Below are 13,154 nucleotides of genomic sequence, written 5' to 3'. Positions count from 1 at the left end.
TTTATATTTGTGAATAAGTCTCTTTATACCATTTTTGAAAGCAGAAATAAGCCCACACTCTAAAGGTATTATCCTGTTTACCAGAAATATGATCCTTTACCAGTGGAACTATGTATTCCTTCTGAAATAAATTTTGCTGCTCCAGAAATTTATTATCGATATAAAATTCCAACTCTGGTCTCAAATAATCCCGAAGCCAATCCCCTACCGGAACTCCAAAACCTTTTTTGGATTTATCCAGAAAATCTTTCGGAAAATATTCTTTAAAGGCCTCTTTTAAAATATACTTTTTGTTCCACCCCTTCATTAAATAATCCTCTGGTAATTGTCCGGTAAAATCCCATAGCTTTTTATTTAAAAATGGGGCCCGCGACTCCAGGGATGTCAACATACTGGTGCGATCTACTTTCACCAGCATGTCACCTTCTAAACTTAGAATTTTGTCGATATTTCGAAAATCAGTTAGGCTTTGCGCTTTATAATCGAGTTTTTGTTTATAAGGTTCAAAAATTCTCGGACTAACCCAGTTTGCTTTTAATAGTTGGGAAATTTCTTGATTTTGGTAAGCCAGGGAAATAATGTTATAATAAAAGTCACCTTCATAATTAATGGCATTCATTAATTTTCTAATTTTAAAGCGCGTCCCCCGTTTATCATCTTTTGTACTTAAAATATTATTGGCTGCTCCTTTAATTTTGTCATGAAAGGCTTCTGGCATGACCGAAGCATACTTTTGGTTCATCTTTCCAATATAATATTTGTTATATCCCCCAAATATCTCATCGCCGCCATCTCCGGTAAGGGCCACTTTTACATCTTCGCGGGTCTTATTCGCCACCAAGTAAGTAGGCAGAGAAGAGGAATCGGCAAAAGGTTCATCAAAATTCAGTAGTATTTCATTTAAATTTCCTTTAAGATCTTCTACCGAAATTATAAATTCGTGATGATTACTATTAATTAAATTTGCTACCGTTCGGGATTTATCGGTTTCATCGAAAGATTTCTTCTCAAAACCCACCGAAAAAGTATCGATTTTACGGTCGGCTATTTTAGATAAGGCCAGGGAGACCACCGAAGAATCTACCCCTCCAGATAGGAATGTGCCCAATGGGACATCGGCTATAGACCTATTTTCCACACTTTCCTCTACCAATTTTCTAGTTTGGACTTTGGCCTCTTCAAAAGAAATTTTAGGATCTACCTCTACCGGTTTTTCGTTATTTATTCGGTTAATTCTGGTGGTAAAATTAACCAAATCGATTTCCATAAAATGATTGGCTTCCAGTTTTTTTATGTTTTCATAAATCGTGTGAGGCGCAGGTATATAGGTTAACCTAAAGTATAAATTGAGACCTTCTTTACTAATTGCAGGTTTGGCCGGTAAAATCTCAACAAGCGATTTCAATTCTGATCCCCATATAATTTGATCTTTCACCTGAGTATAATACAAGGGTTTTTCACCGAAAAAATCTCTGGCGATAAAGATCTTATTCTTTCTTTTATCATAAATACTAAAAGCGAACATGCCATCTAACCTCCCAAAACTATCGGTGCCCCATTCTTCATAAGCTTTTAAAATAACTTCGGTATCTGATGTGGTTTTAAACGTATGCCCCTTTTTGCTAAGGCTATCTTTAAGCTGAAGGTAATTATAAATCTCCCCATTAAAAAAAATGAGCACTTCCTTAGATTCATTGTAGATAGGTTGTTTCCCGGTACTAAGGTCTATAATAGACAGCCTTCGCATGGCCATAGCGACCGAAAAAGAAGTACTACTTTCTGCAAAAAACCCATCCTGATCTGGTCCACGATGAATAATTTGATTATTCATCTTTTCGAGCTCTTTTCTCAATCGCTCCTGGTCTGTCTGTCCTTTGGTTACAAAACCATTAATCCCACACATATATTTACTTTAAAAACTGCAAATATAACAGGTTCTAAAGGAATATCTTTTCCATTAGACCATAAAAATTCCCATGGGGAGTTTACGTAGAATTAAGCTTAACTTATTTAGCCCACAAAAAGTTGTTCTATTTCTTGCATATTCAGCGATTGAAAATCGAACTCTTCCTTTAGATGTTTGTAATGAATAAGTAGTTCTTCTAAATCCCTAAGATTTTCTGCAGGAAAATCACCAAAATTATGCGGATGCCACCATAAATGATATACTTCAGCGTTTTTTGCAGCTTTCGTCATTTCCTGTTTTATTCGTTTAATTTTCAAACTATTTAAAGTTTGGTTAGGGGAAAAAGGACGTAATAACCTGCTCGCTTTTTGTGATAATGGTTCATTGCGCCTGTTTGGTAATTCCTCTAGATTATAAGACTTATTTGTTGAACCAACATATGCATCTCCCGTTCTAAATATCTTATTTAATAACGAATCTTTTCCGGTATCCTTCCAGTACCAATTAGTTGGGTTCGATCTTACATTTCTAATCTCAAGATTTTTACAGATTTCAAGATATTCCCGGTTAAATTGATTTCTGGGAAAGACGAGAGACCTTAATTCCACATCAAAGGCTTGTGCCATTTTTACGGCAAGTTTTAAATCGGCTTTAAAACTATCACTATTCTGTCCTTGCTCAAGACAATAATAATGAGAATAGGTATGAGTAGCAATTTCCTGCCTGGAAGTTTGCTGTATTTTTCTTATAAGATTAGGCGCAAAACATAGTGATTCGGTTTCTTTATTTTGAATTGATCTCCCAAAACGATAGGCCGAAAGTTCCTTATTTTCATACCCGGGCAAAGTCCCGGGAATATTCTCATTCCACTCTTCCCAGTTCTCGTTAAACAACATCCCTACTGTAGCCCAGGTGCAGGAAATTTCATACTTTTCAAATAGCTGAAGAATTTTGGGCACTACTTCCCGGGTATTATGAAAATATTCGATTTTATCGTTATAGTTTACATTATCGAAAACTCCCCATAAAAGTTCAAAATCCAGTGAAATTATTAGCGCTCCATTCATATTCTTGTGATTCCTTAGTTTGTTGATTCCTTAGTTTGTTAGTTCGTCGATGCCGATAGCAGTAGATCTGTCAGGCTAATAGCCTGTCGAAGCCCCATTGGTACGAGTGATCTTCTGAAAAAACCCTGTTAATTCACTGACTATTATTAACCAGGTTTTTACACACGGTATTAGTCCACCAAGCACACTTCGACAAGCTCAGTGTAACGCTGCGGTTCGACAGACTCTGTGTAACACAGGCTCAGAGCCTTGGAGTAGCTTGACAGCCTGTGCTAGGTTTACAGCTTGAAAAATGTTTCTCAGTGTAGCACATATCGATAGGTTTGTGCGTCACTAACTGTAACACCCCAAAACATTATTAAATTACAACATCAACGCGTCACTTCATTACTATCATACCATAATAATAACTCCCTTACTCCAGTACTACCTCAGCCTTTCTCACTTTCTCTCGTCTTTTCATCAGCCTTCGCTTTTTCATTATTTTTTCATATTTCTTTTGTGCGAGATAATAATAAATCACAAAAAAGATATAATACATTACCATAGATTTTTGCCGCATAATAATTCCAAGGTTAGACATTACAAAAGTCATAGCAAAAGAGGTACTTATAAAAATCACAAAACTCATCTTTACTACTGCGGGAGACTTTTTGATGAAGTCAATAAAGTCTTTTTTCAATATTTTAAAGAATAGCAGTAAATAAATTAGATTTTCGGCTGAGACTATCAAACCCAATACATTTGGCGCATCTATAAAAAGGGGCCTAAACCAAAAAGTGAAGAGTTTAAATGGCAAAGGATAAGCAGACATATCTACCCCACTACCAGAGGCACTTAAGTCTTCTGCCCTTTCTGCCGATTGTGCCTGAAAATCTTCAATGATATTTTCTGAATCCTGCAGGTTCATCACCGCTAAGATTTGATCCTGCACCAAAACTAAGGCTCCTCCCAGCGCTACAAAAACCAATGCTTTTTGCCATAATGGAATTTTCTCTTTCCCACTCATATAGCCTAAAACCGTCCCTACAGCTACAAACATAAAAACATGAGGACGAATATAATAAATTATAACAGAGCTTAGACCTAATAGAAACAATCTCGATTTTGGATTTACAATAGCATAAGTAAACATCATTAAGCCCAAAAAAATGGCCGAACCTTTTCCGAGGGAAGCGGTCCAAAAGTGCATATTTGGAAAAAATAGGATTAACGTAAGTAAATCTATCTTAAAAAAATTTATTTTGATGGGAATCTTTTCCCGGAAAAATATATAGGCATACACAAAACCCAGGTAACCGAACCAGGAAAAAGTTAACATAAGCATGTCGTAGTTAAAGCCCATATTATAAAAGGGATAACCAAAAAAGTGGATAAATGCGGTATCGGTTCCAAATAATTCCAACCAACTGCCTTGATGAGTTGAAATGACGTGAAAATAATGAAGAGAGTCAGAAGGATTATTATAAGCATACCAGGTATATACCCCGTAGAATAATAGATGGTATAAGTATAGGAGGTTTAATATTTTCTTATCCAGAAAAGCATGCCGCTTAGCGTAAACCCCAAAGATAAATTGATTCAGGATAAAGAAGATAATAATTAAAAATAATACTCCTATCATAATTAAAACAATTCCAGGTCACCAAGGCTGTTGTGCCAGTTTTTAATATTTAAAAAACCAGTTTCTTCCGAAGATCTTAAATTTAAGGCGTTTAAAGTAAGAATAGGGCCAAAATCCCCTTTTTTTCCATTTAAGCTTAACAGTTTTGGAGAAAAACTCATCACATGAAAGGAAAAACCTGATCCAATTTTTTTGATTACTTTCTGAAGTTCCTTTCTCCCAATCACTTTTTCATCAAAAATACATTCGGCGATTCTAAATTCCTTTACTTTTCCTCGGTTTTTTATATAAGCTGCGATATAATAACCTTCTCCAGTCACGACTTCATATTTCTGTAAGGGGTTTTTTTCATAACGCCACTTTAATATTTCGGCAGATTTTATCGTAAACAATCCTGATTTTTTTCTGAGATTGGTATTCCACTTCCCACAAAGATTATCTATTTCAGAAATGGAATTTTTTTTCTTCACCTTATACTTTGTTGGTAGTTTAAATTTTAAAAAATTTAAGGAAGGTTTTATGCCTATATTCACTTTCCCAACCTGGTCCCATCCCATTTTAAGGTAACCGGGCCTACTTTGTTCATTCGGAGTATTAAAGATAAAATGATCACCATTTTTTTTAGCAATTTCAATCGCCTGGAGCGTTAGTTTTTTAAAAATTCCTTTACCTTGATGTTTAGGGTGGGTAGCGGTATCCACTGCCCTTAAGGCTTCATATTTCATTTCGCCTTGTTGCCATTGCCACCTCATTAAAGCGCGAACCCCTATAATTTGGCTATTTTCTTCGGCTATTAACACAATAGATTTTCCATAAGGGTTATCTACATGCTTATAGCGCCAAACTTTCTCTGAAAGTTCCAGTTGATCCTCGCCAAGACTGGCTTTTAAAACCTGAACAATAGCAGGGATATCATTTTCTGTAGCTTTGCGAATTTTCATTTTTTTATTTATTACGTTGTAAAGTTGTAACCCTGTGAGGTTGTGACGATGTGATGCTGTAAAATTGTGATGTGGGAATCGTGAACTGTCAATTCGTTGAGTCTGGATTTGTTAGTTCGGTAACTCTTAGCTTTGTCACTTCTTCACTGCATTACTGCGTTACTTCATTACTCCTTCACTCCCTTCCTCAAATCCAAATAACATTTTTCCAATTCCTCTACCATATTTTCCAAACCAAAAGCATTTACCACTCTATTTCTAGCTGCTCCCTGCATTTTCTTTTTAAAGGTTTTATCATCCAAAAGTTTACAGGAATTTTTAGCCAATTTTTTGAAATCCCCTACTTCACTCAACAAACCATCTTCATCTTCCCTAACGGCCTCTACCACGCCCCCGGCCTTTGTAGAAACAATGGCACAACCAGTACTCATTGCCTCTAATAACGCAATGGGCAAACCTTCAAACTGTGAGCTCATCATAAAAATATCCATTGCTGAAAAATACGCTACGGTGTCGGTTTGCAAACCTGGTAGCATAATTCGTTTTTCCAGACCTTTATCCTTAATCAAAGCTTTTATTTCTTGCTCTTTAGGTCCTGCGCCTACCAGTAAACCGTAAACTTCAGGATTGGATTTATTAATGATTGCAAATGCCTTTACCCAGGAGACCAGGTCTTTCTGTTCTCTAAATACAGCGAGATTCCCTATAACCATGGCCTCTTCGGGAATTAGCAATTCTTCTTTTATCTCCTTTGCGGCAGCTTCATTCCTATTATACTTTTCAGTATTTACTCCGTTTAAAAGTGTTTGCACGGGTATTTTAGGATCAATATTTTTCTTAATAGATTTACTTACATCGGCAGATACTCCCAGTACTTTATTTTGCCAGTTAAATGTAGATGCGTTTAACTTTTTGGTGACGAAATGATAACGCTCCTGGATATTATGCTCGGTATAAAGTACCGGGATTCCGGTTTTTTTAAAAACCAGCCGCGATAGAAAACCCGACCACGGTAGGTGAGCATGAATAATATCTATTTTATGATTTTTGCAATAATTGGCAACCTGTTTATATTTGGCTAGTAATTTAAAGTTATTAGTAGCCTCCATACAGAGCACCTTTCCTCCCGCCTGTTCAATCTCGGGCACCATTTGGTCTTTCCACGGTAGGAAATAAATGGTATGAAATTCAAATTTTTCTTTATCGTGGAGCCTAAGAGTTTCCGGTAAAAGCATTTCTGCACCACCGCGGCCCAGGGATTTTATAATGTGAAGTACTTTTATCTTTTGCATACCAATAGTTAGAGGCAAATTTACTTTAAATATTAGGGAGACCAATTTTTTGGGACAATTTTAAGGTCATTACATAATGCATTTAGGTATTTAGCGCATTCTCATTTAAATCCACTATTTTATCTCCCCTTCAATTTAACCTTAGCTCTGGAAATGGCAATTTTAGTATAATCCATTGCTTTTTTATTTTTTATTAATCTATAAAGATTCCTATGGATTTGATCCTTATTTTTGTTTGTAATAACATGCCATATATAATTATGTTTTAACCGCTCATATTTTTCAATATGAAAAACATCCTTATATAAAGGTAATTTCCCCAAAAGATCTAAAGTAAGTGCGGTTCTTAGACATTTATTGCATTGGGAACAATTAACACCAGCCTTATATTTCTTTGAACTGGTACAAACATCTAAAAAATCATAGGTCTCGGGAAAATTCGAAATTAAATTGGTACGCTCTACCCTGCTCAATTGGGCTACGGCAGAGTAGAGATTGGTAGATTCAGTAGATAGTAAATTAAGCACCAGGGCATCATAATCTTGGGTATCATAATCATTTAATTCAAAATAATCAAACCTATTTTTTGAAGCTATATAATAATGTTTAAAAAGTTTTTGAAACAAAAGTATGCAAGATACATTTCTTAAGGTATTGGTAGATTGAAACTTCATATCCAAAATTTCATGCAAATTGGAATCTACCTGAATAATATTTTTATTTACCGTATTGGCAAATTTCTTAGCTTTTTCAAATCTACTCTCGAACAATTTCTTGGTTTCTTCTCCTCCGGCTCCATGAGACCCCACATTAAAAAAGGCAAAATATTCAATCTTAAAAGAACCGCTTTCATCAATATGATCAAAATAAGTAGCAAAAGAATCTACCCCACAAGATAAACCCGTTCCCGAAGTAGCGGCTACATTTAAATCTTTCTCATTTAATCCTTGCGGGTTTATATCAACTGGTTTTAATTTTGGGTTTGCCATGCAGAGAGCAGGAATCACATAATGGCGAATTGAATAATACAACCTGGCGGAAACAGGGCCATTCAATTTTATATCGTTTCCCGTTTTTAGAGCCAAGAATAGCAAACCTACAAGAAAAGCGTCTAAATTTTCGGTTACCAGAAAATCTTTATAATCAGAAGGAACTTCAAAGTATAATTCATTTTCCTTATCGTTGATTGTGAATTTAGCTGAAATTTTTGTTTGTCTGCCAAACGTTTCAAGCTTTGGTTTTTCTATACTAAGCAAAAGAAGATTTTTTTAGATGTAATATTTAATTAAAATGTTGCAATTTTTCCTGATTGAGACTTAAAAATTGCCTGGCTATTGTATCGTTCATATATTGTTCTTGAACCATCTTAAATGCTTTTTCTATTTAAAGATCGTTTTTCAATTTTTTTTACCACTTTTGCCGGGTTACCTACAGCAATTGTCCATGCCGGCACATCCTTTACCACTAGGGAATTAACTCCTACAATAGCGCCTTCCCCAATGGTAACTCCAGGCATAATAACAGAATTCATTCCAATTACACAGCCTTTTTTTAAAACTACCTCACTTTTTTGATAACTTAAACCATTATAATCTTCTCCTAAGTAATACTGGGTTAAGTCTCTTTTATGACATAGAATTAGGCATCTGCTCGCTATCCATACTCCATCTTCTACTTTTATATAGGAAGCGTTTGAAACATCATAGTAAACATCATATCCAATAGAGACATTTTTACCTATAGTACATCCTGTCATTTTCCAAATCGCAGGTCTTACTCCTCTACTAATTCTATTTAAAATCACCCAGTTTTTTGCAATTTTAAAAAGATACCATTTAATAATTACTTTTAGTTTTAAATAAGAAACCTGGGGAAATCTTTTTAAAAAATAAAAAAGGCTTTTATGTTGCATCTATTTTAAGCTTTGTTTTACAACTAATTATTGTGGGGTTATAAAGTATAATAATGAGGTTTTAATAATTTGAAACCAGTCTCTTCAACTTTACCCGGAATAGCATTTACCTAAGTAAAGCCATCGATTTTTTAATTCGCCACACTGTTTCTACACTTTTTGGCTTAAAAATTTCATTGTATTGACGCGATTTAACTACTAATTTGTCGAAATTTTAGATTTAGAACTACATTCTATGATAGCGTATAATAAAACTACGATTCTTTGATTAATTTTAAATATAAAGCTTCGAATTTCTTAGCATTTTTAAGCGGATTAAATTCTTTAAACACCAGTTTCTGGGCATTTTCTCCCAATTTAAAACGCAACTGATCGTTTAGACAAAGTTGTTTAATTTTATCAGCAAAGACATCAGCATCAAAATCATCGATTATATAGCCCGTTTTTTTATCGATTAAAACCTCTTTCACTCCTCCTACATTAGAAGCTACACAAGGTTTTCCTTGCACCGCAGCTTCAAGTATTATTCCCGGAACCCCTTCTATTAAACTTGATAATACCACACAATCGGCTCCGGCCAATAATTCTGGAATATTTTTTTTAAAACCAAGAAGATGTATAATACCCCCCAGCTTTCTTTCCTGGATCTCCGTTTGTATTTTATCATAAGTTATTCCATCGCCAACACAAACCAATTTAATTTTTTCATGATCTTTAGCGATTTTTTGGAATACGTCTAAAAGGAACCGATGATTTTTTTCGGGACTAAAATTCCCTACATGCATTACAATTTTTGTATCCTGAGTAAACTCTAATTCATTTCTAAGATTTTGAGCACAAAGCTTTATCTCCTTTTGTTCCCCGGGAATCCCCCTTCTTAGTACAGATGTTTTGCTTTTTGGATAATTAAGGGTTAAAATTAAATCTTCTCTAGGTCCTGAACCTACCGAGCTTACATGAGCTACCCTGTTAAAGAGCGCTTTATAAAGTTGCAGTTTTACTTTAGATCCCATCCATTCACTTATTGTGCTTATATTGCGATAAGTGATAGGTATCTTTGGTAAAAAATAGCTCGCAGCTACCATATATTTTAAAGTGTCACTGCCATTGCACTGCACAATATCGGGTTTTGTTTTTTTGACAATGGAAATTAAGCTTCTTATTAGCGATAATGATAAGGGTGTGTTTTTTTCTTCAGAAATATCAAGATTTTCGGCGTCTTCGACTTCCAAAATATTGTCATTATTTTTATATAATCCCGCAAAAACTATTTCGTGACCCAACTTAATAAGTTCTTCACTTAAATTGGCCGCAAAAACTTCTGCTCCCCGATATTGACGTTTGGTAACGAGTTGAAGTATTTTCATAACCTACCATTAATCGAGAAGTTCCACATACATCTTAAGCATTTCATTGTTTATTTTATCTATTTTAAACTTACTTTGGAATCTATTTAAAGAATAATCTGCCAATTCAAGCTGTAGCTTTTTATTTTCCATCAATAACTTAATGTTTTCGGCTAGTGCTTTAAAATCTCCTGGAGGAGAGAACATGGCTCCTTTCTCACTTCCCACAACCTCTTTTAAAACTGGCAAATCTGAACATAAACAAGGTAAATGAGCTGAGAATGCTTCCAGCAAAGCTCCGCCTAGTCCTTCATAATAGGAAGGAAATATAAACGCATCTGCTTTCACCAAACGTCTTTGAACATCGTTTACAAAGCCGTGTACTTCAACTTGCTCTTCAAGTTTATTTTCTACAATATACTGCTGGATAACATCTGAATAAGCACCTTGACGACCCAATAACTGAAATTTTATATTTGTATAGCCATATTTTTCCCTAAGATAAGACAGAGCTTTCAAAATAGTTATTTGACCTTTAGCAAATTCCTGTCTGCCAGAATTTATTAGGGTAAATCTAGTATGTTCTTCTTCCTGGTCTCCAATGTTCAGGAAAGGATTTTCGTCCCGTCCTCTATAGATAACTTTATAATTTTCGCGAATTTTAAAAAGGGGTTTATAATGTTTTAATACTTCTTTGGTAATAGAATGATAAAACACATTAGGGGTACACCTTGCCGTCCAGATATCAAATTGTTTTGCTAATTGAAATTTTTGCCAGGAAAGTTTATTGTCCTTTTTACGCTCTTCGGAATAAGCGGTGTTAACCAGGCTCTGCACCAGTTTCCCTTTTGAATAAAATTTTCGCGATAATCTTGTAATAATATTCGATTCTGTCAATAAGGAATGGATAATATCGGGGGCTTCTTGTTTTAGTACTTCCACCAAATATTTTGTTTTAGCAAAATAACCGCCAGATTTTTCAAAAAATATAACCGGAATACCAAAAGATGTTACTTCCTTTTCAATTCCAATTTTTCTATGTTCCAGACATACAAATTTTATAGAAATATTATTTTTAGCATGAAGAAATTTAGCCAATTCCACCATAGATCGTTCAGCACCTCCCGATCCTAAAGTATTTATCACAATTATTACCTTCATAAAAATATTCTTTTTTTCAATTAGCCTTCATTTAAAAATTATAAGCTGGCCTCCAAATCTCCCAAAGTAAAACATATTTTATCATTAACACGATAGCGATCTTTATTGTAAACGATCACCGCCTCATTTCTTTTACTACTGAGTAAAAAGCGAAATTTTGTGAATTTATTTTCTAAATAGTAAATGAAGAAAATATGGGTTTTGGCAGCTAAAATTTTAAGAGCCTGTTTAAAATAGAGGGAGTCGCCGATAATTTTTTCAATCAAATTAAATTTAATCCCTCTGTGATTTTGGGTCTTATAGATTATATAAATAATTCTTTCTTCAACAATTATTTTTGCTATTTCGTATAAATCATCCTTATACCTCCATTTAATAAAGGACTCTGATGGAAAGGTAGTTATTACAGTATTATTCACATCATTTTTCTCCAGTTGCACAAAATCATCGATTTTTATCAAATTGAAGTTCGTTTTTCCAAAATAGGGTGTTACCAGAGCCATTTTATAATCCAATTTTTGAGTACATATACTCCACCCCATCTTTAAATTACCGGGCAAACTATTTGCATTTGGGGTATTAAAAACCAGATCATAATGTGTTTTATATTTTTCCAGACCGCATAGGGTTAATTCCTTAAAAATACCTCTGCCTCGATATTCTGGATGGGTAAGTGTATCCACGGGTCTAATTGCTTTTATAGTCTTTCCTTCGCCTGTTAATTCCCATTTCATAAACATGCGTACCCCTACAATTTTATCGGCATCGCAAGCGAGTAAACCGAATGATCGCCCAAAAGGATTTTCAATATGTTTCCAAACAAATGTTTTTTTGTTGTGGTGGCTTCCCAAACCAATACTAAAAAGTTCATTTATCTCAGAAATATCTTTAGAATAATCAATTTCTCTAAATTTTATAGTACTATTGTTTTTGTCCAATTTTTTGTCTTAATAACATTAAATTAATATGTAAACCTGAAACTTTCACTTTGAATTCATTTAATTCCAAATCTGTGTCCACCCTAATACGTGAAATACGCATTGGGTTCATATTTTTTTTATTGATTTTATGATCGAATAAAAAAGCCATTTCCACCCCCTCATCTTCCAGAATATTTTCGGTTTGTACATCCCAATTACCATTGGGGTATGCAAAAACACTATATCCTTCCAACTCCCACTCTTTAAACTTTATACGGCTATGCTTCAATTCTTGCTCTATTTCTTTTTTAGTGCATTTATCTACCATGGGATGCGTGTGAGTGTGGTTAGCCGCTATTACATTACCTTTCTCCAGGCTATGAAGTTCTTTTACAGAAAGTTGTCTGGCCTGGATTTCTTCCAGGCTATCCAGATATGCCGTTCGCTCATAATTGGAAATTGATTTTAATTCTCCAACTTTCGCCCTGGCCTCGGCATAAGAAGCTCCATTCTTCTTATAAACGACTTCAACGTGTCTGCACCAAAATAATTTAGAGGTATTAATTAAACCTGTAATGATAAAAAGTACAGCAGGAAAGTTGTAGGCTTGCAAAGCAGGCAAACCATTTTCATAGACACTAATATCCCCATCATCGAATGTTATTAATAAAGGTTTTGTAGGAAGAGGAGTGGAATTAATAAAATGATCTTTCAATTCTGAAATTCCAATAACATTATAATTATAAGAAATAAATTCCAATTGTTTTTCAAAGGCTGTTTGATCTGGTACCGTATGATAAGCTAATACCCGAAGCCGATTATCTGCCGAAGATCCCGTGAACTTATCAATTTTACTTAGAAATTTATAAATAAAAGATCTCATAAATAGTTACAGTTAAAAGAAATGAATGAATTAATATAATTAAAATGAGTTATACGTATAAACACTCTATTTATGCTCCTTAAAATAAACGTTTTACACTTG

Annotated in this window: 11 protein-coding genes; all 11 read right to left on the bottom strand. The window is 34.5% G+C overall.

The features are described 5' to 3' along the window. Window position 1 precedes the first annotated feature (1 nt). The 11 genes from asnB to BUA71_RS07095 all read right to left on the bottom strand — a co-directional run bounded on the left by asnB (window position 2) and on the right by BUA71_RS07095 (window position 13,052). Window positions 2-1,903 (bottom strand): asparagine synthase (glutamine-hydrolyzing), encoded by a 1,902-nt coding sequence (asnB, locus tag BUA71_RS07145; protein ID WP_072878164.1) that lies wholly within the window; start codon window positions 1,901-1,903, stop codon window positions 2-4. A gap of 107 nt (window positions 1,904-2,010) precedes the next feature. After that, window positions 2,011-2,973 carry a polysaccharide deacetylase family protein gene (locus BUA71_RS07140; protein ID WP_072878162.1) on the bottom strand — a complete coding sequence of 321 codons (963 nt, stop codon included), beginning with the start codon at window positions 2,971-2,973 and terminating at the stop codon, window positions 2,011-2,013. A gap of 415 nt (window positions 2,974-3,388) precedes the next feature. Further along, on the bottom strand, window positions 3,389-4,597 hold the full coding sequence (locus BUA71_RS07135) for a hypothetical protein (RefSeq protein WP_072878160.1): 1,209 nt from the start codon (window positions 4,595-4,597) through the stop codon (window positions 3,389-3,391). A 2-nt stretch (window positions 4,598-4,599) separates the two neighbouring features. Next, window positions 4,600-5,538 (bottom strand): GNAT family N-acetyltransferase, encoded by a 939-nt coding sequence (locus BUA71_RS07130; protein WP_072878158.1) that lies wholly within the window; start codon window positions 5,536-5,538, stop codon window positions 4,600-4,602. Window positions 5,539-5,705: 167 nt separating this feature from the next. Beyond that, a complete protein-coding gene (locus tag BUA71_RS07125) occupies window positions 5,706-6,830 on the bottom strand; it encodes a glycosyltransferase (RefSeq protein ID WP_072878156.1) in 1,125 nt (374 codons plus the stop codon). A 119-nt stretch (window positions 6,831-6,949) separates the two neighbouring features. Then, the gene (locus tag BUA71_RS07120) at window positions 6,950-8,086 is read right to left on the bottom strand and encodes a hypothetical protein (protein ID WP_072878154.1); all 1,137 of its coding nucleotides are present in this window, start codon (window positions 8,084-8,086) and stop codon (window positions 6,950-6,952) included. A 110-nt stretch (window positions 8,087-8,196) separates the two neighbouring features. Beyond that, window positions 8,197-8,742 carry an acyltransferase gene (locus tag BUA71_RS07115; protein WP_072878152.1) on the bottom strand — a complete coding sequence of 182 codons (546 nt, stop codon included), beginning with the start codon at window positions 8,740-8,742 and terminating at the stop codon, window positions 8,197-8,199. A gap of 254 nt (window positions 8,743-8,996) precedes the next feature. Continuing rightward, window positions 8,997-10,109, bottom strand: coding sequence for a glycosyltransferase (locus BUA71_RS07110; RefSeq protein ID WP_072878150.1), 1,113 nt, complete (start codon window positions 10,107-10,109; stop codon window positions 8,997-8,999). A 9-nt stretch (window positions 10,110-10,118) separates the two neighbouring features. After that, window positions 10,119-11,249 carry a glycosyltransferase family 4 protein gene (locus tag BUA71_RS07105; protein ID WP_072878148.1) on the bottom strand — a complete coding sequence of 377 codons (1,131 nt, stop codon included), beginning with the start codon at window positions 11,247-11,249 and terminating at the stop codon, window positions 10,119-10,121. Window positions 11,250-11,287: 38 nt separating this feature from the next. After that, window positions 11,288-12,187 carry a GNAT family N-acetyltransferase gene (locus tag BUA71_RS07100; RefSeq protein WP_072878146.1) on the bottom strand — a complete coding sequence of 300 codons (900 nt, stop codon included), beginning with the start codon at window positions 12,185-12,187 and terminating at the stop codon, window positions 11,288-11,290. Next, complete coding sequence (locus BUA71_RS07095; RefSeq protein WP_072878144.1) at window positions 12,171-13,052, bottom strand: polysaccharide deacetylase family protein; 882 nt, start codon at window positions 13,050-13,052, stop codon at window positions 12,171-12,173. Before BUA71_RS07095 ends, BUA71_RS07100 begins: the two co-directional genes overlap by 17 nt. Between the last annotated feature and the right edge of the window lie 102 nt (window positions 13,053-13,154).

The organism is Salegentibacter echinorum (assembly GCF_900129445.1).
Lineage (GTDB): Bacteria > Bacteroidota > Bacteroidia > Flavobacteriales > Flavobacteriaceae > Salegentibacter > Salegentibacter echinorum.
The sequence above is the reverse complement of the archived record's forward strand: the minus strand, read 5'-3'. Positions and strand labels throughout refer to the sequence as shown.

Excerpts from the sequence above, each read along its gene's own strand:
- BUA71_RS07125 (WP_072878156.1), bottom strand. The coding sequence starts at position 6,830 with ATGCAAAAGATAAAAGTACTTCACATTATAAAATCCCTGGGCCGCGGT.
- BUA71_RS07135 (WP_072878160.1), bottom strand. The coding sequence starts at position 4,597 with ATGATAGGAGTATTATTTTTAATTATTATCTTCTTTATCCTGAATCAA.
- asnB (WP_072878164.1), bottom strand. The coding sequence starts at position 1,903 with ATGTGTGGGATTAATGGTTTTGTAACCAAAGGACAGACAGACCAGGAG.
- BUA71_RS07105 (WP_072878148.1), bottom strand. The coding sequence starts at position 11,249 with ATGAAGGTAATAATTGTGATAAATACTTTAGGATCGGGAGGTGCTGAA.
- BUA71_RS07095 (WP_072878144.1), bottom strand. The coding sequence starts at position 13,052 with ATGAGATCTTTTATTTATAAATTTCTAAGTAAAATTGATAAGTTCACG.
- BUA71_RS07115 (WP_072878152.1), bottom strand. The coding sequence starts at position 8,742 with ATGCAACATAAAAGCCTTTTTTATTTTTTAAAAAGATTTCCCCAGGTT.
- BUA71_RS07130 (WP_072878158.1), bottom strand. The coding sequence starts at position 5,538 with ATGAAAATTCGCAAAGCTACAGAAAATGATATCCCTGCTATTGTTCAG.
- BUA71_RS07110 (WP_072878150.1), bottom strand. The coding sequence starts at position 10,109 with ATGAAAATACTTCAACTCGTTACCAAACGTCAATATCGGGGAGCAGAA.
- BUA71_RS07140 (WP_072878162.1), bottom strand. The coding sequence starts at position 2,973 with ATGAATGGAGCGCTAATAATTTCACTGGATTTTGAACTTTTATGGGGA.